Source organism: Citrobacter sp. Cpo100 (assembly GCF_030332595.1).
Taxonomy (GTDB): domain Bacteria; phylum Pseudomonadota; class Gammaproteobacteria; order Enterobacterales; family Enterobacteriaceae; genus Citrobacter; species Citrobacter portucalensis.
Genome location: NZ_JAOWHM010000037.1, coordinates 866,766 through 888,406, shown reverse-complemented (window position 1 = coordinate 888,406; position 21,641 = coordinate 866,766). Strand labels below are relative to the sequence as shown.

The following is a 21,641-nucleotide window of genomic DNA, read 5'->3' as shown; positions in this document are numbered from 1 at the left end:
TTCCGGTTTCAAGCGTTTCCGTTCTTCTTCGCCGTAACTTAATGTTTTTATTTAAAACACCCTCTGAAAAGAAAGGAAACGACAGGTGCTGAAAACGAGCTTTTTGGCCTCTGTCGTTTCCTTTCTCTGTTTTTGTCCATGGAATGAACAATGGAAGTCAACAAAAAACAGCTGGCTGACATTTTTGGTACGAGTATCCGAACCATTCAGAACTGGCAGGAGCAGGGAATGCCCGTTCTGCGAGGTGGTGGCAAGGGTAATGAGGTGCTTTATGACTCTGCCGCCGTCATAAAATGGTATGCCGAAAGGGATGCTGAAATTGAGAACGAAAAGCTGCGCCGGGAGGTGGAAGAACTGCGACAGGCCAGTGAGGCAGATCTCCAGCCGGGGACTATTGAGTACGAACGCCATCGACTCACGCGTGCGCAGGCCGACGCACAGGAGCTAAAAAATGCCAGAGACTCCGCTGAAGTGGTGGAAACGGCATTCTGTACTTTCGTGCTTTCGCGGATCGCAGGTGAAATTGCCAGTATTCTCGACGGGATACCCCTGTCGGTGCAGCGGCGTTTTCCGGAGCTGGAAAACCGACATGTTGATTTCCTGAAACGGGATATCATCAAAGCCATGAACAAAGCAGCCGCGCTGGATGAACTGATACCGGGGTTGCTGAGTGAATATATCGAACAGTCAGGTTAACAGGCTGCGGCATTTTGTCCGCGCCGGGCTTCGCTCACTGTTCAGGCCGGAGCCACAGACCGCCGTTGAATGGGCGGATGCCAATTACTATCTACCGAAAGAATCCGCATACCAGGAAGGGCGCTGGGAAACACTGCCCTTTCAGCGGGCCATCATGAATGCGATGGGCAGCGACTACATCCGCGAGGTGAATGTGGTGAAGTCTGCCCGTGTCGGTTATTCCAAAATGCTGTTGGGTGTTTATGCCTACTTCATAGAGCATAAGCAGCGCAACACCCTTATCTGGTTGCCGACGGATGGCGATGCCGAGAACTTTATGAAAACCCATGTTGAGCCGACCATCCGTGATATTCCGTCGCTGCTGGCGCTGGCACCGTGGTATGGCAAAAAACACCGGGATAACACGCTCACCATGAAGCGTTTTACCAATGGTCGTGGCTTCTGGTGCCTGGGCGGTAAAGCGGCAAAAAACTACCGTGAAAAGTCGGTGGATGTGGCGGGTTATGATGAACTCGCTGCGTTTGATGACGATATTGAACAGGAAGGCTCCCCGACGTTCCTGGGTGACAAGCGTATTGAAGGCTCAGTCTGGCCAAAGTCCATTCGTGGCTCCACTCCCAAAGTGAGAGGCACCTGCCAGATTGAACGTGCTGCCAGTGAATCCCCGCATTTTATGCGTTTTCATGTTGCCTGCCCGCACTGCGGGGAGGAGCAGTATCTTAAATTTGGCGATAAAGAGACGCCGTTTGGCCTCAAATGGACGCCGGATGATCCCTCCAGTGTGTTTTATCTCTGCGAGCATAATGCCTGCGTCATCAGGCAGCAGGAACTCGACTTCACTGATGCCCGTTATATCTGCGAAAAGACCGGGATCTGGACCCGTGATGGCATTCGCTGGTTTTCGTCTACCGGTGAAGAAATGGAACCGCCGGACAGTGTGACCTTCCACATATGGACAGCGTACAGCCCGTTCACCACCTGGGTGCAGATTGTCAAAGACTGGATGAAAACGAAAGGGGATACGGGAAAACGTAAAACCTTCGTGAACACCACTTTAGGTGAAACGTGGGAAGCGAAAATAGGCGAACGTCCGGATGCTGAACTGATGGCAGAGCGGAAAGAGCATTATTCAGCGCCCGTTCCTGATCGCGTTGCTTACCTGACCGCCGGTATCGACTCTCAGCTGGACCGCTACGAAATGCGCGTATGGGGATGGGGGCCGGGCGAGGAAAGCTGGCTGATTGACCGTCAGATTATGATGGGCCGCCATGATGATGAGCAGACGCTGCTGCGTGTGGATGAGGCCATAAATAAAACCTATACCCGCCGTAATGGTGCAGAGATGTCGATATCCCGTATCTGCTGGGATATCGGTGGGATTGACCCGACTATCGTGTATGAACGCTCGAAAAAGCATGGTCTGTTCCGGGTGATCCCCATCAAAGGGGCATCCGTCTACGGCAAGCCGGTGGCCAGCATGCCACGTAAGCGAAATAAAAACGGGGTTTACCTTACCGAAATCGGTACGGATACCGCGAAAGAGCAGATTTATAACCGCTTCACACTGACGCCGGAAGGGGATGAACCGCTTCCCGGTGCCGTTCACTTCCCAAATAACCCCGATATTTTTGATCTGACCGAAGCGCAGCAGCTGACTGCCGAAGAGCAGGTCGAAAAATGGGTGGATGGCAGAAAAAAAATATTGTGGGACAGCAAAAAGCGACGCAATGAGGCACTCGACTGCTTTGTTTATGCGCTGGCGGCGCTGCGCATCAGTATTTCCCGCTGGCAGTTGAATCTCAGCGCACTGCTGGCGAGCCTGCAGGAAGAGGATGGTGCAGCAACCAACAAGAAAACACTGGCAGATTACGCCCGTGCCTTATCCGGAGAGGATGAATGACGCGACAGGAAGAACTTGCCGCTGCCCGTGCGGCACTGCATGACCTGATGACAGGTAAACGGGTGGCAACAGTACAGAAAGATGGGCGGAGAGTGGAGTTTACTGCCACTTCCGTGTCTGACCTGAAAAAATACATTGCTGAACTGGAAGTGCAGACTGGCATGACACAGCGACGCAGGGGACCAGCAGGATTTTATGTATGAAAACATCCACCATCTCCACCCTTCTTGGACCGGACGGCAGGACATCGCTGCGTGAATTTGCCGGTTATCACGGCGGTGGCAGCGGATTTGGTGGTCAGCTGCGGGCGTGGAATCCACCGAGTGAAAGTGTGGATGCAGCCCTGCTGCCAAACTTTACCCGTGGCAATGCTCGTGCAGACGATCTGGTGCGCAATAACGGCTATGCCGCCAACGCCATTCAGCTGCATCAGGATCATATCGTCGGGTCTTTTTTCCGGCTCAGTCATCGCCCCAGCTGGCGCTATCTTGGCATCGGGGAAGAAGAAGCCCGTGCTTTTTCCCGCGATGTTGAAGCAGCCTGGAAAGAGTTTGCTGAGGATGACTGTTGCTGCATTGACGTTGAGCGAAAACGCACGTTTACCATGATGATTCGTGAAGGTGTGGCCATGCACGCCTTTAACGGTGAACTGTTCGTTCAGGCTACCTGGGACACCAGTTCGTCGCGGCTGTTCCGGACACAGTTCCGGATGGTCAGCCCGAAGCGCATCAGCAATCCGAACAATACCGGCGACAGCCGGAACTGTCGTGCCGGTGTGCGGATTAATGACAGCGGTGCGGCGCTGGGATATTACGTCAGCGAGGACGGGTATCCGGGCTGGATGCCGCAGAAATGGACATGGATACCCCGTGAGTTACCCGGCGGGCGCGCCGCCTTCATTCACGTCTTTGAACCCGTGGAGGACGGGCAGACCCGCGGTGCAAATGTGTTTTACAGCGTGATGGAGCAGATGAAGATGCTCGATACGCTGCAGAACACGCAACTGCAAAGCGCCATTGTGAAGGCGATGTATGCCGCCACCATTGAGAGTGAGCTGGATACGCAGTCAGCGATGGATTTTATTCTTGGCGCGAACAGTCAGGAGCAGCGGGACAAGCTGACTGGCTGGATTGGTGAAATTGCCGCGTATTACTCAGCGGCGCCAGTCCGTCTTGGGGGCGCAAAAGTGCCGCATCTGATGCCCGGTGACTCACTGAACCTGCAAACTGCCCAGGATACGGATAACGGCTACTCAGTTTTTGAGCAGTCATTGCTGCGGTATATCGCTGCCGGGCTGGGTGTCTCGTATGAGCAGCTTTCCCGAAATTACGCCCAGATGAGCTATTCCACGGCACGGGCCAGCGCGAACGAGTCATGGGCGCACTTTATGGGGCGGCGAAAATTCGTCGCATCCCGTCAGGCGAGCCAGATGTTTCTGTGCTGGCTGGAAGAGGCCATCGTTCGCCACGTGGTTACGTTACCTTCAAAAGCGCGCTTCAGCTTTCAGGAGGCCCGCAGTGCCTGGGGAAACTGCGACTGGATAGGCTCCGGTCGTATGGCCATTGATGGTCTGAAAGAAGTACAGGAAGCGGTGATGCTGATAGAAGCCGGACTGAGCACCTACGAGAAAGAGTGCGCAAAACGCGGCGACGACTATCAGGAAATTTTTGCCCAGCAGGTCCGTGAAACGATGGAGCGTCGGGCTGCCGGTCTTAAACCGCCCGCCTGGGCGGCGGCGGCATTTGAATCCGGACTGCGAAAATCAACAGAGGAGGAGAAGAGTGACAGCAGAGCTGCGTAATCTCCCGCATATTGCCAGCATGGCCTTTAATGAGCCGCTGATGCTTGAACCCGCCTATGCGCGGGTTTTCTTTTGTGCGCTTGCTGGCCAGCTTGGTATCAGTCGCCTGACGGATGCGGTGTCCGGCGACAGTCTGACTGCCGGAGAGGCACTCGCGACGCTGGCGATATCCGGTGATGATGACGGGCCACGACAGGCCCGCAGTTATCAGGTCATGAACGGCATCGCCGTGCTGCCGGTCTCCGGTACGTTGGTCAGCCGAACGCGGGCGCTGCAGCCGTATTCGGGGATGACCGGTTACAACGGCATTATCGCCCGTCTGCAACAGGCTGCCAGCGACCCGATGGTGGACGGCATTCTGCTGGATATGGATACGCCTGGCGGGATGGTGGCGGGAGCATTTGATTGCGCTGACATCATCGTCCGTGTGCGTGACATTAAACCGGTATGGGCGCTGGCCAACGACATGAACTGCAGTGCAGGTCAGCTGCTTGCCAGTGCCGCAACCCGGCGTCTGGTCACGCAGACTGCACGTACAGGCTCCATCGGCGTCATGATGGCTCACAGTAATTACGGTGCTGCGCTGGAGAAACAGGGTGTGGAAATCACGCTGATTTACAGCGGCAGCCATAAGGTGGATGGCAACCCCTACAGCCATCTTCCGGATGACGTCCGGGAAGCACTGCAGTCCCGGATAGATACTACCCGCCAGATGTTTGCGCAGAAGGTGTCGGCATATACCGGCCTGTCTGTGCAGACCGTGCTGGATACCGAAGCTGCAGTATACAGCGGTCAGGAGGCCATTGATGCCGGACTGGCTGATGAACTTGTCAACAGCACCGATGCAATCACCATCATGCGTGATGCACTGGATGCACGTAAATCCCGACTCTCAGGAGGGCGAATGACCAAAGAGACTAAACCGACAGCTTTCTCAGTCACAGCTTCGCAGGCTGACGTCACTGACGTGGTGCCAGCGAAGGAGGGCGAAAATGCCAGCGCAGCGCAGCCGGACGTGAACGCGCAGATCACCGCAGCGGTTGCGGCAGAAAACAGCCGCATTATGGGGATCCTCAACTGTGAGGAGGCCCACGGACGCGAAGAACAGGCGCGCGTACTGGCAGAAACCCCCGGCATGACCGTGGAAACGGCCCGCCGCATTCTGGCCGCGGCACCACAGAGTGCGCAGGCGCGCAGTGACACTGCGCTGGATCGTCTGATGCAGGGGGCACCGGCACCGCTGGCTGCAGGTAACCCGGTATCTGATGCCGTTAACGATTTGCTGAACACACCAGTGTAAGGGATGTTTATGACGAGCAAAGAAACCTTTACCCATTACCAGCCGCTGGGCAACAGTGACCCGGCTCATACAGCAACCGCACCTGGCGGATTGAGTGCGAAAACGCCTGCAATGACCCCGCTGATGCCTGATACCTCCACCCGGAAGCTGATTGCGTGGGATGGTACCACCGACGGTGCAGCCGTTGGCATTCTGGCGGTTGCTGCCGATCAGACCAGCACCACGCTGACGTTCTACAAGTCCGGCACGTTCCGTTATGAGGATGTGCTCTGGCCGGAGGCTGCCAGCGACGAGACTAAAAAACGGACCGCGTTTGCCGGAACGGCAATCAGCATCGTTTAACCTTACCCTTCATCACTAAAGGCCGCCTGTGCGGCTTTTTTTACGGGATTTTTTTATGTCGATGTACACAACCGCCCAGCTGCTGGCGGCAAATGAGCAGAAATTTAAGTTTGATCCACTGTTTCTGCGTCTCTTTTTCCGCGAGAGCTATCCCTTCACCACGGAGAAAGTCTATCTCTCACAAATTCCGGGACTGGTAAACATGGCGCTGTACGTTTCACCGATTGTTTCCGGTGAGGTTATCCGCTCCCGTGGCGGCTCTACCTCTGAATTTACTCCGGGTTATGTCAAGCCGAAGCATGAGGTGAATCCGCAGATGACCCTGCGTCGCCTGCCGGATGAAGACCCGCAGAATCTGGCGGATCCGGCATACCGTCGCCGTCGCATCATCATGCAGAACATGCGCGACGAAGAGATGGCGATTGCTCAGGTTGAAGAGATGCAGGCGGTCTCTGCCGTACTTAAAGGCAAATACACCATGACCGGTGAAGCCTTCGAACCGGTTGAAGTGGATATGGGGCGTGATGAGGCGAATAACATCACGCAGTCTGGCGGCACGGAGTGGAGCAAGCGTGACAAGGCCACGTATGACCCGACCGACGATATCGAAGCCTACGCGCTGAACGCCAGCGGTGTGGTGAATATCATTGTGTTCGATCCGAAAGGCTGGGCGCTGTTCCGTTCCTTCAAAGCCGTCAAGGAGAAGCTGGATACCCGTCGCGGCTCCAATTCCGAGCTGGAAACAGCGGTGAAAGACCTGGGCAAAGCAGTGTCCTATAAGGGGATGTATGGCGATGTGGCGATCGTCGTGTATTCCGGACAGTACGTGGAAAACGGCGTCAAAAAGAACTTCCTGCCAGACAACACGATGGTGCTGGGTAACACTCAGGCACGTGGTCTGCGTACCTATGGCTGCATTCAGGATGCGGACGCACAGCGTGAGGGCATTAATGCCTCTGCCCGTTACCCGAAAAACTGGGTGACCACCGGCGATCCGGCGCGGGAGTTCACCATGATTCAGTCAGCACCGCTGATGTTGCTGGCTGATCCTGATGAGTTCGTGTCCGTGCAACTGGCGTAATCATGGCCCTTCGGGGCCATTTTATCTCTGTGGAGTAGTCCATGACGAAAGATGAACTGATTACCCGTCTCCGGTCGCTGGGTGAGCAACTGAACCGTGATGTCAGCCTGACGGGGACGAAAGAAGAACTGGCGCTTCGTGTGGCAGAGCTGGAAGAGGAGCTTGGTGATACGGATGACACAGACAGCCAGGATAAGTCTTCCCGTCCGGAAAATGCGCTGACCGGGCATGAAAATGATGTGGTATCAGCGCAGCCGGATACCGTTATTCAGGATACGGCTGATCTGGCCACGGTCGTGGCACTGGTGACGCTGCATACCGATGCACTTCACGCCACGCGGGATGAACCTGTGGCATTTGTGCTGCCGGGAACGGTGTTTCGTGTCTCTGCCGGTGTGGCAGCCGAAATGACAGAACGTGGTCTGGCAAAAATGCAATAACGGGAGGCGCTGTGGCTGATTTCGATAATCTGTTCGATGCTGCCATTGCCCGCGCCGATGAGACGATACGCGGGTACATGGGAACGTCAGCCACCATTACATCCGGTGAGCAGTCCGGTGCTGTGATACGTGGTGTTTTTGATGACCCTGAAAATATCAGCTATGCCGGACCGGGCGTGCGTGTTGAAGGCTCCAGCCCGTCTCTGTTTGTCCGGACTGATGATGTGCGGCAGCTGCGGCGTGGAGACACGCTGACCATCGGTGAGGAAAACTTCTGGATAGACCGGGTTTCGCCGGATGATGGCGGAAGCTGTCATCTCTGGCTGGGGCGGGGCGTGCCGCCTGCCGTTAACCGTCGCCGCTGAAAGGGGGATGTATGGCCATAAAAGGTCTTGAGCAGGCCGTTGAAAACCTCTGCCGTATCAGCAAAACGGCGGTGCCCGGTGCCGCCGCAATGGCCATTAACCGCGTTGCTTCATCCGCGATATCGCAGTCGGCGTCACAGGTTGCCCGTGAGACAAAGGTACGCCGGAAACTGGTAAAGGAAAGGGCCAGGCTGAAAAGGGCCACGGTCAAAAATCCACAGGCCAGAATCAGGGTTAACCGGGGGGATTTACCGGTGATTAAGCTGGGTAACGCGAGGGTCGTGTTGTCCCGCCGTAAGCGCAGGAAAAAAGGGCAGAGTTCTTCGCTGAAAGGCGGCGGCAGTGTTCTTGTAGTGGGGAATCGCCGTATCCCCGGCGCTTTTATTCAGCGAGTGAAAAATGGCCGGTGGCATGTCATGCAGCGTGTGGACGGGAAAAACCGCTACCCCATTGATGTGGTGAAAATCCCGATGGCGGTGCCGCTGACCACGGCGTTTAAACAGAATATTGAAAGGATACGACGTGAACGTCTTCCGAAAGAGCTGGGCTATGCACTGCAGCATCAGCTGAGAATGGTGATAAAGCGATGAAACATACTGATATCCGTGCAGCCGTACTGGATGCACTGGAGAAGCATGATACCGGGGCGACGTTTTTTGATGGTCGCCCCGCTGTTTTTGATGAGGCGGATTTTCCGGCAATTGCCGTTTATCTCACCGGCGCTGAATACACGGGCGAAGAGCTGGACAGCGATACCTGGCAGGCAGAGCTGCATATTGAGGTTTTCCTGCCTGCTCAGGTGCCGGATTCAGAGCTGGATTCGTGGATGGAGTCCCGGATTTATCCGGTGATGAGAGATATCCCGGCACTGTCAAATTTGATCACCAGTATGGTGGCCAGCGGCTATGACTACCGGCGCGATGATGATGCGGGGCTGTGGAGTTCAGCCGATCTGACTTATGTCATTACCTACGAAATGTGAGGACGATATGCCTGTACCAAATCCAACAATGCCGGTGAAAGGAGCCGGAACCACCCTGTGGGTTTATAACGGGAATGGTGACCCTTATACGAACCCGCTTTCAGACGTTGACTGGTCGCGCCTGGCAAAAGTTAAAGACCTGACACCCGGCGAACTGACTGCTGAGTCCTATGACGACGGCTATCTCGATGATGAAGATGCGGACTGGACCGCGACCGGGCAGGGGCAGAAATCTGCCGGTGACACCAGCTTCACGCTGGCGTGGAAACCTGCAGAGCAGGGGCAGCAGGCGCTGCTGGCGTGGTTTAATGAAGGGGATGTTAGGGCCTATAAAATCCGGTTCCCGAACGGCACGGTGGACGTATTTCGTGGCTGGGTCAGTAGCATCGGTAAAGCCGTTACCGCGAAAGAAGTGATCACCCGCACGGTGAAAGTGACTAATGTCGGGCGCCCGTCGCTGGCTGAAGACCGCAGCACCGTCACCCCGGCAACGTCCATGACAGTGACACCGGCCAGTGCGTCGGTGGTGAAAGGGCAGAACACCACCCTGACTGTGGCGTTCCAGCCAGAAGGTGCGACCGACAACAGTTTCAGTGCGGCATCTGCTGACAAAACAAAAGCCAGCGTGTCGGTGAGCGGTATGATCATTACCGTAAAAGGTATCGCTGCAGGCAAGGTGAAAATCCCGGTGGTATCCGGAAATGGTGAATTTGCCGCCGTGGCGGAAATCACTGTTACGGAAGATGGTGGTTAATCCGGAGAGAGTAAGCAATGTTCCTGAAAACAGAATCCTTTGAATATAACGGCGTGACCATCACGCTCTCAGAACTGTCAGCGCTACAGCGTATTGAGCATCTGGCCTGGCTGAAACAGCAGGAAGAACAGTTGGCCTCCGGTGTTAACCCTCGGGTGGCGCTGGAAGACACCATTAAGACGGCAGCGTTACTGGTGGCCATGTCCCTGTGGCACAACCACCCGAAGAAAGCGCAGATGCCATCAATGGATGAGGCCATTAAGCAGCTTCACCAGGAAGTGCTGACCACCTGGCCTGTTGAAGCAATTTCTGCTGCGGCAGATATGGTGGAGCGTCTGAGTGGCATGTCTGCGCCAGTGACTGAAGATGTTCCGGCACTGGCGGAGGATACTGCTGAACCGATCACGGCGGGAAAGCATTCGAAGGCGAGCTGAAGTTTGCCCTGAAACTGGCGCGTGAGATGGGGCGACCCGACTGGCGCGCCATGCTTGCCGGGGTGTCATCAACCGAATATGCCGACTGGCACCGTTTTTACGACACGCATTATTTTCAGGATGCACAACTGGATATGCATTTTGCCGGGCTGACGTACACCGTACTCAGCCTGTTTTTTTGCGATCCGGATATGCATCCGTCTGATTTCAGCCTTCTGAACGAACGGGTGGTTGAGGAGGGGACAGAAGATGATGTGCTGATGAGAAAAGCGACAGGGCTTGCCGGTGGGGTTCGTTTCGGGCCTGACGGAAATGAAGCCATATCCGTCCCCCCTGATGTGGCAGGTATGACGGAGGATGACGTAATGCTGATGACGGTATCAGAGGGTATTGCAGGAGGTGTCCGGTATGGCTCAACCGGTTAGTGATCTGGTCGTTGATTTGAGTCTGGATGCGACCAGATTCGATGAGCAGATGGCCAGGATAAAGCGTCATTTTTCCCGGACGGAAACTGATGCCGGAAAAACAGCAGCAGTCGTTGAGCAGTCAATGAACCGGCAGGCACTGGCTGCACAGAAAGCGGGGATCTCCATCGGGCAGTACAAAGCCGCCATGCGAATGCTGCCTGCGCAGTTTACCGACGTGGCCACACAGCTTGCGGGGGGCCAGAGTCCGTGGCTGATCCTGCTGCAGCAGGGGGGGCAGGTGAAAGACTCCTTCGGTGGGATGATCCCCATGTTCAGGGGACTTGCCGGAGCAATCACAATGCCGATGGTCGGAGCCACTTCGCTGGCGGTTGCCACTGGTGCGCTGGCGTATGCCTGGTATCAGGGTAATTCAACGCTGTCAGACTTTAATAAAACGCTGGTCCTTTCCGGTAATCAGTCCGGCCTGACGGCGGATCGTATGCTGGTCCTGACAAGGGCTGGACAGACTGCAGGACTGACATTTAACCAGACCAGTGAGGCGCTCAGTGCGCTGGTGAAAGCCGGTGCGCGTGGTGATGAGCAGTTTGAATCCATCAGCCAGAGCGTGGCGCGTTTTTCTTCTGCTTCAGGTGTGGAAGTGGACAAGGTTGCTGAGGCCTTTGGAAAGCTGACCACAGACCCGACCTCCGGGCTTATTGCGATGGCCCGCCAGTTCCATAACGTGACGACGGAGCAGATTGCGTATGTTGCTCAGTTGCAGCGTTCTGGTGATGAGGCAGGGGCATTACAGGCGGCAAATGAGGCCGCAACGAAAGGGTTTGATGACCAGACCCGACGTCTGAAAGAGAACATGGGCACGCTGGAGACCTGGGCGGACAGAACGGCCAGAGCGTTTAAGTCCATGTGGGATGCGGTGCTGGATATCGGTCGTCCTGATACCGCTCAGGAGATGCTGGCGAAGGCAGAAGCGGCGTTTAAGAAAGCAGATGAAATCTGGAATCTGCGCAAGGATGACTATTTTGTCAATGATGAAGCGCGGGCGCGTTACTGGGACGATCGTGAAAAAGCCCGACTTGCTCTTGAGGCGGCGAAGAAGAAGGCCGAGGAACAGGCCAAACAGGACAAAAATGCTCAGACGCAGAGTGAAACTGAAGCGTCGCGGCTGAAGTATACCGAAGAGGCGCAGAAGGCTTATGAGCGTCTGCAGACGCCGCTGGAGAAATATAAAGACCGTCAGGATGAGCTGAACAAGGCACTGAAAGACGGGAAAATCCTGCAGGCAGATTACAACACACTGATGGCTGCGGCGAAAAAGGACTATGAAGCGACTCTGAAAGAGCCGAAACAGTCAGGCGTGAAAGTGTCTGCGGGCGATCGTCAGGAAGACAGTGCTCATGCCGCTCTGCTGACGCTTCAGGCAGAACTCCGGACGCTGGAGGAACATGCCGGAGCGAATGAGAAAATCAGCCAGCAACGCCGGGAACTGTGGAAAACAGAAAACCAGTACGCGGTACTGGAAGACGCAGCGCAACGGCGTCAGTTGTCAGCACAGGAAAAATCTCTGCTGGCGCATAAAAATGAGACGCTGGAATACAAGCGTCAGTTGGCTGACCTGGGCGACAAAGTAGCGTATCAGGAGCGCCTGAACGCGCTGGCTCAGCAGGCAGAGACATTCGCACAGCAGCAGCGGGCGAAACGCGCGGCTATTGATGCCAAATCCCGTGGCCTGACTGACAGACAGGCTGAGCGTGAGGCGACGGAGCAGCGGCTGCGTGAGGCGTACAGCGATAATCCTCTGTCACTTCAGAAGGTACTGGAGGAACAGAAGAAAACCTGGGCTGCGGAAGACCGGCTGAACGGCAGTTGGATGTCTGGTCTGATGTCAGGCTGGGGAGAATGGGAGGAGAGCGTCACGAACAGCCTGTCGCAGGTAAAAGGTGTGGCAACGCAGACTTTTGATGGTATCGCGCAGAACATGGCGGCGATGCTGACCGGTGGCGAACAGAACTGGCGCAGTTTCACCCGTTCAGTACTGTCGATGATGACAGAAATTCTGCTTAAACAGGCAATGGTTGGGATTGTCAGTAATGTAGGCAGCCTCATCGGAGGCAGCACATCAGCGTCAACAGGTACAGCCATTCAGAATGCGGCAGCGAACTTTCATTTTGCGACCGGGGGATTTACGGGAACTGGCGGGAAATATGAGCCAGCGGGGATCGTTCACCGTGGCGAGTTCGTCTTCACGAAGGAGGCAACCAGCCGTATTGGTGTGGGAAATCTGTACCGGCTGATGCGCGGATATGCCGATGGCGGCTATGTGGGGGCGCCGGGCAGCATGGCAGACAGTCGGGGACAGGCTGTCGGAAAATTTGAGCAGAAGAACAACGTGGTGATTCAGAATGACGGTACGAATGGGCAAATAGGCCCGCAGGCGTTGACAGCGGTTTACGACGTTGCCCGCAAGGCGGCGCTGGACGTGCTGAGTGGGCAGATGCGTGACGGTGGCCTGTTCTCGGGAGGTGGGCGATGAAAACCTTCCGCTGGAAAATTAAGCCCGGAATGGAGGTTACCTCGGTACCGTCGTTCCGGGAAGTGCGGTTTGGTGATGGTTATTCCCAGCGTTCGCCAGCTGGGCTGAATGCAGACCTGAAAACGTACAGCGTGACGCTTTCCGTAACCCGTGATGAAGGCAGGCTGCTGGAAGCATTTCTGGCAGAGCACGGGGGCTGGAAGGCCTTTCTGTGGACGCCGCCTTACGGATACCGGCAGATAAAAGTGATCTGTGCTAAATGGACGTCGCGGGTGAGTATGCTTCGCACTGATTTCAGTGCGGAGTTTAAACAGGTGGTGAACTGATGCAGGACATACAACAGGAAACGCTGAATGAATGTACCCGCGCGGAGCAGTCTGCGACCGTAGTGCTCTGGGAGATTGATTTGACGACGGTGGGCGGCGATCGTTACTTCTTCTGCAATGAGCAGAATGAGAAGGGTGAAGCCGTCACCTGGCAGGGGCGGCAGTATCAGGCGTATCCGATTCAGGGGAAGGGATTTGAGCTTAACGGCAAGGGTACAAGTGCCAGACCGACGCTGAATGTTTCCAACCTGTACGGAATGGTCACCGGTATGGTGGAGGATCTGCAGAGTCTGGTCGGCGGCACAGTCATCAGGCGTAAGGTTTATGCCCGTTTTCTGGATGCGGTGAACTTTATCAGCGGTAATCCGGAGGCTGATCCTGAGCAGGAGGTGGTCAGCCGCTGGCTGATTGAACAGTGCAGTGAACTGTCAGCGGTAAGTGCGTCCTTTGTGCTGTCCACGCCAGCTGAAACGGATGGCGCCGTTTTTCCGGGGCGCATCATGCTGGCCAACACCTGCACCTGGAGTTACCGCGGCGATGAATGTGGCTATACCGGCGGCGCGGTGGCGGATGAGTACGATCAGCCCACGGCAGATATCACAAAGGATAAATGCAGCAAGTGCCTGAGTGGTTGTAAGTTACGTAACAACGTCGGCAACTTCGGCGGTTTCCTTTCCATCAATAAACTTTCGCATTAAATCCCATGACACAGACAGAATCAGCGATTCTGGCGCACGCCCGGCGATGTGCGCCAGCGGAGTCGTGCGGCTTCGTAGTGAGAACGCCGGAGGGAGAGAAGTATTTTCCCTGCGTGAACATTTCCGGTGCGCCGGAAGATTGTTTCCGGATGACGCCGGAGGACTGGCTGAGGGCAGAAATGCAGGGTGAGATTGTGGCGCTGGTCCACAGCCATCCCGGTGGCCAGCCATATCTGAGTGAGGCCGACCGGCGGCTGCAGGTGCAGAGCGATTTGCCCTGGTGGCTGGTCTGCCGGGGGACGATTCATAAATTCCGCTGTGTGCCACATCTCACCGGGCGGCGATTTGAGCACGGTGTGACGGACTGTTACACCCTGTTCCGCGACTCTTATCATCTGGCCGGGATTGAGATGCCTGATTTCGGGCGTGAGGATGACTGGTGGCGTAACGGCCAGAATCTCTATCTGGATAATATGGAGGCGACGGGGCTGTATCAGATGCCGTTATCAGCGGCACAGCCGGGCGATGTACTGCTGTGCTGTTTTGGCTCATCGGTGCCGAATCATGCCGCCATTTATTGTGGCAATGGCGAACTGCTGCACCATATTCCCGAGCAACTGAGTAAACGAGAGAGGTATACCGATAAATGGCTGCGACGCACACACTCCCTCTGGCGGCACCGGGCATGGCACGCATCTGCCTTTACGGGGATTTGCAACGATTTGGCCGCTACATCGACCTGCGTGTGAAAACAGGGGCAGAAGCCATCCGGGCGCTGACTGTTCAGATCCCTGCATTTCGTCAGAAACTGATTGATGGCTGGTATCAGGTACGGATTGCCGGGCGAGATGCAGGCGAAACCGAATTATCAGCCCGTCTTAATGAACCGCTGGCAAGTGGTGCCGTGATCCATATAGTGCCGCGACTGGCGGGAGCCAAAAGGGGCGGTGTTTTTCAGGCCGTTCTGGGCGCTGCGTTGATTGTGGCGTCAATATGGATGCCTGGGGTAAGTATTGCGGCGAGCAACATCATGTTTTCTCTCGGTGCTTCAATGGCTCTGGGCGGTGTGGCCCAGATGCTGGCGCCAAAACCTAAAATGCCAGGCCAGTCAGCCACGGACAATGGAAAACAAAACACCTATTTCTCCTCATTGGACAACATGGTCGCTCAGGGCAATGCCCTGCCGGTGTTGTACGGCGAAATGCGGGTGGGATCGCGGGTGGTGTCCCAGGAAATCAGTACGGCTGACGAGGGGGATGGTGGTGAAGTCGTTGTGATTGGCCGTTGATGCAAAAAGTCTTATGTGAAACCGCCTGTGGGCGGTTTTGTCGTTTTTGGAGCATGAGGAATGGGTAAAGGCAGCAGTAAGGGGCATACCCCACGTGAAGCGAAGGATAATCTCAAATCGACGCAGCTGCTGAGCGTGATTGATGCCATCAGTGAAGGTCCGATTGAAGGTCCGGTGGACGGGCTGAAAAGTGTGCTGCTGAACAGTACGCCGGTGCTGGACAGTGAAGGTAATGCCAACATCTCTGGTGTGACGGTGGTATTCCGTGCCGGAGAGCAGGAGCAGACACCGCCGGAAGGATTTGAATCCACTGGCTCAGAAACCGTGCTGGGTACGGAAGTGAAATATGATACGCCGATCACCCGTACCATCACTTCAGCGAACATTGACCGCCTGCGTTTTACCTTTGGTGTGCAGGCGCTGGTGGAAACCACGTCAAAGGGGGACCGGAACCCTTCGGAAGTTCGCCTGCTGATTCAGATCCAGCGCAACGGTGCATGGTTAACGGAAAAAGACATTACCATCAGGGGCAAGACCACCTCGCAGTATCTGGCCTCGGTGGTGGTGGATAACCTGCCGCCGCGCCCGTTCAATATCCGGATGCGCAGAATGACGCCGGATAGCACCACAGACCAACTGCAGAACAAAACCCTCTGGTCGTCGTACACCGAAATCATCGATGTAAAGCAGTGCTATCCGAACAGCGCACTGGTTGGGGTTCAGGTGGATTCAGAGCAGTTCGGCAGCCAGCAGGTGAGCCGTAATTACCATCTGCGCGGGCGTATTCTGCAGGTACCGTCGAACTATAACCCGCAGACGCGGAAGTACAGTGGCATCTGGGACGGGACGTTTAAACCGGCATACAGCAACAACATGGCCTGGAGCCTGTGGGATATGCTCACCCACCCGCGTTACGGCATGGGAAAACGCCTCGGGGCGGCAGACGTGGACAAATGGGCGCTGTATGCCATCGGGCAATACTGCGACCAGTCAGTGCCGGACGGTTTTGGTGGAACGGAGCCGCGCATCACCTGTAATGCCTACCTGGCCACGCAGCGTAAGGCGTGGGATGTGCTCAGTGATTTCTGCTCGGCGATGCGGTGTATGCCTGTCTGGAACGGGCAGACGCTGACATTTGTGCAGGACAGACCATCTGACAGGGTGTGGACCTATCACCGCAGTAACGTGGTTATGCCGGATGATGGCGCGCCGTTCCGCTACAGCTTCAGCGCCCTGAAGGACCGCCATAATGCCGTTGAGGTGAACTGGATCGACCCGAATAACGGCTGGGAAACGGCAACGGAACTCGTGGAGGACACGAAGGCTATTCTCCGCTACGGGCGCAACGTTACGAAGATGGATGCCTTTGGCTGCACCAGCCGGGGACAGGCGCACCGCGCCGGGCTGTGGCTGATAAAAACGGAGCTGCTGGAAACCCAGACGGTGGACTTCAGCGTGGGGGCTGAAGGGCTTCGCCATGTGCCGGGGGACGTCATTGAAATCTGCGATGATGACTATGCCGGGATCAGTACTGGCGGGCGTGTTCTGGCGGTGAACAGCCAGACCCGGACGCTGACGCTCGACCGTGAAATCACGCTGCCGTCTTCCGGAACCACGCTGATAAGCCTGGTTGATGGTGAAGGACATCCGGTCAGCGTGGAGGTCCGGTCCGTCACCGACGGCATGACGGTGAAAGTCAGCCGGGTTCCTGATGGGGTTGCAGAATACAGCGTGTGGGGACTGAAACTGCCGACACTGCGCCAGCGTCTGTTCCGCTGTGTGAGTATCCGGGAAAACGATGACGGTACGTATGCCATCACCGCCGTGCAGCATGTGCCGGAAAAAGAGGCCATCGTGGATAACGGGGCGCACTTTGACGGTGACCAGAGTGGCACGGTGAATGGCGTCACGCCGCCCGCGGTGCAACATCTGACAGCCGAAGTCACCGCAGACAGCGGGGAATATCTGGTGCTGGCGCGCTGGGAAACCCCGAAAGTGGTGAAGGGTGTGAGCTTCATGCTTCGTCTGACAGCGACAGCGGATGACGGCAGTGAACGGCTGGTCACTACGGTAAGAACAACTGAAACCACATACCGGTTTACACAGCTGGCGCTGGGGCGCTACACGCTGACAGTAAGAGCCGCGAATGCCTGGGGGCAGCAGGGAAGCCCTGCGTCGGTTTCTTTCAGAATCGCTGCGCCTGCAGCACCGTCGCGTATTGAACTGACGCCGGGATATTTTCAGATAACCGCCACGCCGCATCTTGCCGTTTATGACCCGACGGTACAGTTTGAGTTCTGGTTCTCGGAAAAGCAGATTGCTGATATCAGGCAGGTTGAAACAACCGCCCGCTATCTTGGCACGGCGTTGTACTGGATTGCCGCCAGTATCAATATTAAGCCCGGCAGGGATTATTATTTCTATATCCGCAGCGTAAATACTGTCGGGAAATCAGCATTTGTGGAGGAAGCAGGTCGAGCCAGCGATGATGCTGAAGGTTATCTGGATTTTTTCAAAGGCCAGATAACGGAATCCCACTTAGGCCAGGAGTTACTGGAAAAAGTCGAACTGACAGAGGATAACGCCAGCAGGCTGGAGCAGTTCTCTAAAGAGTGGAAAGACGCCAACGATAAATGGAATGCCATGTGGGGCGTCAAAATAGAGCAGACCGAAGACGGCAGGCACTATGTTGCCGGCCTTGGCCTCAGCATGGAGGACACCCCGGAAGGAAAACTGAGCCAGTTTCTGGTGGCGGCAAACCGAATCGCGTTTATTGATCCGGCTAATGGCAACACCACGCCGATGTTTGTGGCGCAGGGCAACCAGATATTCATGAACGAAGTCTTCCTGAAATATCTGACGGCGCCCACCATTACCAGCGGCGGATATCCGCCAGCATTCTCACTGACGCCGGACGGAAGGCTGACCGCTAAAAATGCGGATATCAGCGGCAACATTAACGCCAGCTCCGGTACGCTGGACAATATCACAATCAATCAGAACTGCCGGATCCTGGGAAAACTGTCGGCGAATCAGATTGACGGGGATATTGTTAAAGCCGTCGCAAAAAGTTTTCCGCGTGCAGGCGTGGATCCACAACACCATAACAACGGCTGGCCGTCAGGCACGCTGACTCTGACGGTATTTGATGATCAGGCGTTTGACAGGCAGATCATCATTCCACCTGTTATGTTCTGCGGAGCATCCAGTAGCTACAGCATCAGCGACAGTGCGGACGGGTGGTGGACGACGACCTGTACTCTGGATATCCGTAAAAATGGTGTGCAGATATTTAATGACAGTGTGACGGACAGAACGTCGACCTACTCCGGGGTGATTGATATGCCCGCCGGAAGGGGACATGTCACGATGACTTTTTCGGTTTCTTCCAGAAGCAGTAATAAATGGAACCCTTCAGCCTGGATAAGCGACCTGGTTGTTATGGTGGTTAAAAAAGCATCCACAGGTATCACTCTTGCCTGAGTGTGCCCTTGCATCCTTCCCGTCCTTCAGCGAGGGGAATGATATCAGTTCAGTTATTAGCCCCGCACTGGCGGGGTTTTTTTATGGGGTAATTATGCCGGTACACATTTCGGGCGTACTTAAAGACGGTGCAGGAAAGCCCATAGAGAACTGCACTATTCAACTGAAAGCGAAACGGAACAGCACTACGGTGGTGGTGAATACAGTAGCCTCGGAAAATCCGGATGAGGCCGGGAGTTACGCTATGGACGTTGAGTATGGCCAGTACAGCGTCATCCTGCTTGTCGAAGGTTATCCTCCTGCTCATGCAGGGATGATAACTGTCTATGAGGACTCTAAGCCCGGCACACTGAATGACTTTCTTGGTGCACTTTCTGAGGATGATGTGCGTCCTGAAGCACTCCGCCGCTTTGAGCAAATGGTGGAAGAGGCAGCGCGAAATGCAGCATCAGCGTCACAGTATGCAGTTGATGCAAAGAAATCAGCCAGCGATGCCAGCGCATCTGCCGGGCAGGCTGCAACCCATGCAACTGATGCTGCAGATTCAGCTCGGGCAGCCAGCACCTCATCCGGACTTGCGTTGTCGTCAGCACAGTTAGCCTCTTCCAGTGCTGAAACGGCATCAATAAAGGCCACAGAAGCGTCAAAAAGTGCCACAACTGCAGAGTCATCCAAAAATGCAGCGGCCACCAGTGCCGCAGCTGCAAAAACGTCAGAAACGAATGCCGCGGCGTCACAACAATCAGCAGCTACATCTGCATCCACAGCGACCACGAAAGCGTCAGAAGCCGCCATCTCAGCCCGGGATGCGGCGGCCTCAAAAGAGGCAGCAAAATCATCAGAAACGAACGCATCATCAAGCGCCAGTAGTGCAGCTTCCTCGGCAACGGCGGCAGGAAATGCCGCGAAGGTGGCAAAAACGTCTGAAACTAACGCTAAGTCCTCTGAAACGGCAGCGGAACAGAGCGCCTCAGCTGCAGCAGGCTCAGAAACGGCGGCAGCGTTGTCGGCCAGCGAGGCATCCACGAAGGCGACAGAGGCGGCAGACAGCGCGGCGGAGGCTGCGCGGAGTAAAAGTGCGGCAGAGTCTGCAGCAACGCGTTCGGAGAATGCGGCAAAACGTGCAGAGGATATTGCATCCGCAGTGGGGCTTGAGGATGCGAGCACGACAAAAAAGGGAATAGTGCAACTCAGCAGTTCTACCGACAGTACATCTGAAACACTTGCAGTCACACCAAAGGCCGTCAAAATCGTTATGGATGAGACGAAGACGAAAGCACCCCTGGACAGCCCTGCCTTCACCGGGACGCCCACCACACCAACCCCACCGGACGATGCATCTGGTCTGGAAACGGCGAACGCGGCGTTTGTGCGCAAACTGATAGCTGCACTGGTTGGTTCATCTCCTGAAGCCCTGGACACACTGAACGAGCTGGCGGCAGCGCTGGGTAATGACCCGAACTTTGCGACAACGATGACGAATTTGCTGGCAGGTAAACAGCCGCTTAACGAAATACTGACGTCCTTATCAGGGCTGGCCGCTGCCGGTAATAAGTTGCCTTATTTCAATGACAGAAACACTATGGCACTGGCAAATCTGACGGCGGTCGGGCGGGTGTTAATTGGTCAGAACTCGAAAAATGAGGTGCTGAAATACCTGGGACTGGAAGGTAGCGAGCCCTTTCCGGCAGGTATCCCGCTCCCGTGGCCGTTACACACACCACCGGCAGGCTGGCTGAAATGTAACGGTGCGTCATTTTCTGCTGAAGCCTACCCGGCGCTGGCGAAAGTTTTCCCGACAGGACGATTACCGGATTTGCGGGGCGAGTTTATCCGTGGCTGGGATGATGGTCGTGGTGTTGATGCCGGACGTACACTGCTGAGTAGTCAGGAACATGCCATTGAATATCACTCACACCGGTTATTCATCAGCACCGGTCGTGCGGGTGACGACAGGTATATCAGTGTCAGCGGAGGCACCAGTGGAGCATTTGCTGATTACATTGAGCAACCCAATGGCGGAGAAATCAGTGGGATTGATTCAACCGGAGAGTGGGAAACCCGACCCCGTAATATTGCATTTAACTATATTGTGAGGGCTGCATGATGAATAAGGCGGTATTAAACGGTGAGTTTATTGCCACAGAAGAAGGGTATATAACCGTTTATAACTATGACCGCGTCACGCGGGAATATCTGTCGGCATCGACGGAATACCTTGCTGTGGGGGTGGGTATTCCTGCCGGTTCGTGTCCGGATGCACCTGACGTCCCCCGGGCAGGATATGTCGTCTGCCGCACGGCAGATTTAAGTGCATGGGAATATGTGCCGGATCATCGGGGGGAAATTGTCTACGACACCGGGACAGGAGAATCAAAAAAAATCACTGTCCCGGGGGATTATCCTGAAAACACAACCACCATTCCCCCATCAACGCCATACGATAAATGGAATGGTGAGCAATGGGTGACGGATACGGAAGCTCAACGCTGCGCTGCAGTGGAAGTGGCAGAAACACAGCGGCAGTCACTGATTGATGCAGCAATGGCGTCGGTGGAGTTGATTCAGCTGAAGTTACGTGCAGGGCGGAGACTGTCGGGAAGTGATGCAGCCCGTCTTGATGCGGTGCTGGACTATATTGAGGCACTGGAAGCCACAGATACCGGCTCTGCACCGGATATCGAGTGGCCGACAATGCCTGCAGAGTAATAACGGTGTCAGCGTGAAATGTACTGGAATATTTAGACGATATAAGGTTACTTGATATAGAGGGTGGAAGTCGATCGGGACTGG

The 21,641-nt window shown here is 55.5% G+C and carries 22 protein-coding genes; all 22 read left to right on the top strand.

What is annotated here, in order from left to right; translation table 11 throughout:
* Positions 1-150 precede the first annotated feature (150 nt).
* The 22 genes from OGX96_RS19900 (at position 151) to OGX96_RS19795 (ending at position 21,557) form a co-directional block, all read left to right on the top strand.
* The gene (locus tag OGX96_RS19900) at positions 151-696 is read left to right on the top strand and encodes a DNA-packaging protein (protein WP_048235565.1); all 546 of its coding nucleotides are present in this window, start codon (positions 151-153) and stop codon (positions 694-696) included.
* The gene (locus OGX96_RS19895) at positions 671-2,596 is read left to right on the top strand and encodes a phage terminase large subunit family protein (RefSeq protein WP_286584066.1); all 1,926 of its coding nucleotides are present in this window, start codon (positions 671-673) and stop codon (positions 2,594-2,596) included. Before OGX96_RS19900 ends, OGX96_RS19895 begins: the two co-directional genes overlap by 26 nt.
* Positions 2,593-2,799, top strand: coding sequence for a phage head-tail joining protein (locus tag OGX96_RS19890; RefSeq protein ID WP_000198149.1), 207 nt, complete (start codon positions 2,593-2,595; stop codon positions 2,797-2,799). The genes OGX96_RS19895 and OGX96_RS19890 overlap by 4 nt, the downstream gene beginning before the upstream one ends.
* Entirely contained in the window at positions 2,796-4,397 is a 1,602-nt protein-coding gene (locus OGX96_RS19885) for a phage portal protein (protein WP_267455735.1), read from the top strand. Before OGX96_RS19890 ends, OGX96_RS19885 begins: the two co-directional genes overlap by 4 nt.
* Positions 4,378-5,697: a S49 family peptidase gene (locus OGX96_RS19880; protein WP_286584059.1), complete on the top strand. Its 1,320-nt coding sequence runs from the start codon at positions 4,378-4,380 to the stop codon at positions 5,695-5,697. The genes OGX96_RS19885 and OGX96_RS19880 overlap by 20 nt, the downstream gene beginning before the upstream one ends.
* 9 nt (positions 5,698-5,706) lie before the next feature.
* A complete protein-coding gene (locus OGX96_RS19875; protein WP_048235563.1) occupies positions 5,707-6,039 on the top strand; it encodes a head decoration protein in 333 nt (110 codons plus the stop codon).
* A gap of 55 nt (positions 6,040-6,094) precedes the next feature.
* Entirely contained in the window at positions 6,095-7,120 is a 1,026-nt protein-coding gene (locus OGX96_RS19870; protein WP_048235562.1) for a major capsid protein, read from the top strand.
* A gap of 41 nt (positions 7,121-7,161) precedes the next feature.
* Complete coding sequence (locus OGX96_RS19865; RefSeq protein WP_267455737.1) at positions 7,162-7,560, top strand: DNA-packaging protein FI; 399 nt, start codon at positions 7,162-7,164, stop codon at positions 7,558-7,560.
* Positions 7,561-7,571: 11 nt separating this feature from the next.
* The gene (locus OGX96_RS19860) at positions 7,572-7,925 is read left to right on the top strand and encodes a head-tail joining protein (RefSeq protein ID WP_048235560.1); all 354 of its coding nucleotides are present in this window, start codon (positions 7,572-7,574) and stop codon (positions 7,923-7,925) included.
* An 11-nt stretch (positions 7,926-7,936) separates the two neighbouring features.
* The gene (locus tag OGX96_RS19855; RefSeq protein ID WP_267455738.1) at positions 7,937-8,515 is read left to right on the top strand and encodes a phage tail protein; all 579 of its coding nucleotides are present in this window, start codon (positions 7,937-7,939) and stop codon (positions 8,513-8,515) included.
* Positions 8,512-8,907 carry a phage minor tail U family protein gene (locus OGX96_RS19850; RefSeq protein WP_048235558.1) on the top strand — a complete coding sequence of 132 codons (396 nt, stop codon included), beginning with the start codon at positions 8,512-8,514 and terminating at the stop codon, positions 8,905-8,907. Before OGX96_RS19855 ends, OGX96_RS19850 begins: the two co-directional genes overlap by 4 nt.
* A gap of 7 nt (positions 8,908-8,914) precedes the next feature.
* Positions 8,915-9,661, top strand: a complete 747-nt coding sequence (locus OGX96_RS19845; RefSeq protein WP_286584051.1) for a phage tail protein — start codon at positions 8,915-8,917, stop codon at positions 9,659-9,661.
* A gap of 17 nt (positions 9,662-9,678) precedes the next feature.
* Positions 9,679-10,095, top strand: a complete 417-nt coding sequence (gene gpG / locus OGX96_RS19840) for a phage tail assembly chaperone G (protein ID WP_048235556.1) — start codon at positions 9,679-9,681, stop codon at positions 10,093-10,095.
* Between the two features lie 26 nt (positions 10,096-10,121).
* On the top strand, positions 10,122-10,520 hold the full coding sequence (locus tag OGX96_RS19835; protein ID WP_048235555.1) for a phage tail assembly protein T: 399 nt from the start codon (positions 10,122-10,124) through the stop codon (positions 10,518-10,520).
* Positions 10,504-13,053 carry a phage tail tape measure protein gene (locus OGX96_RS19830; RefSeq protein ID WP_286584049.1) on the top strand — a complete coding sequence of 850 codons (2,550 nt, stop codon included), beginning with the start codon at positions 10,504-10,506 and terminating at the stop codon, positions 13,051-13,053. The genes OGX96_RS19835 and OGX96_RS19830 overlap by 17 nt, the downstream gene beginning before the upstream one ends.
* A complete protein-coding gene (locus OGX96_RS19825) occupies positions 13,050-13,379 on the top strand; it encodes a phage tail protein (RefSeq protein WP_048235553.1) in 330 nt (109 codons plus the stop codon). Before OGX96_RS19830 ends, OGX96_RS19825 begins: the two co-directional genes overlap by 4 nt.
* Positions 13,379-14,077: a phage minor tail protein L gene (locus tag OGX96_RS19820; RefSeq protein ID WP_048235552.1), complete on the top strand. Its 699-nt coding sequence runs from the start codon at positions 13,379-13,381 to the stop codon at positions 14,075-14,077. Before OGX96_RS19825 ends, OGX96_RS19820 begins: the two co-directional genes overlap by 1 nt.
* A 5-nt stretch (positions 14,078-14,082) precedes the next feature.
* Positions 14,083-14,826 (top strand): C40 family peptidase, encoded by a 744-nt coding sequence (locus tag OGX96_RS19815; protein WP_267455741.1) that lies wholly within the window; start codon positions 14,083-14,085, stop codon positions 14,824-14,826.
* Entirely contained in the window at positions 14,790-15,365 is a 576-nt protein-coding gene (locus OGX96_RS19810) for a tail assembly protein (RefSeq protein WP_231587321.1), read from the top strand. Before OGX96_RS19815 ends, OGX96_RS19810 begins: the two co-directional genes overlap by 37 nt.
* A gap of 60 nt (positions 15,366-15,425) precedes the next feature.
* Complete coding sequence (gpJ, locus tag OGX96_RS19805) at positions 15,426-18,848, top strand: phage attachment tail tip protein J (protein WP_048235549.1); 3,423 nt, start codon at positions 15,426-15,428, stop codon at positions 18,846-18,848.
* 94 nt (positions 18,849-18,942) lie between these two features.
* The gene (locus tag OGX96_RS19800; protein ID WP_286584042.1) at positions 18,943-20,955 is read left to right on the top strand and encodes a phage tail protein; all 2,013 of its coding nucleotides are present in this window, start codon (positions 18,943-18,945) and stop codon (positions 20,953-20,955) included.
* Positions 20,955-21,557, top strand: coding sequence for a tail fiber assembly protein (locus OGX96_RS19795; protein WP_050131119.1), 603 nt, complete (start codon positions 20,955-20,957; stop codon positions 21,555-21,557). The genes OGX96_RS19800 and OGX96_RS19795 overlap by 1 nt, the downstream gene beginning before the upstream one ends.
* The last annotated feature ends 84 nt before the right edge of the window (positions 21,558-21,641 follow it).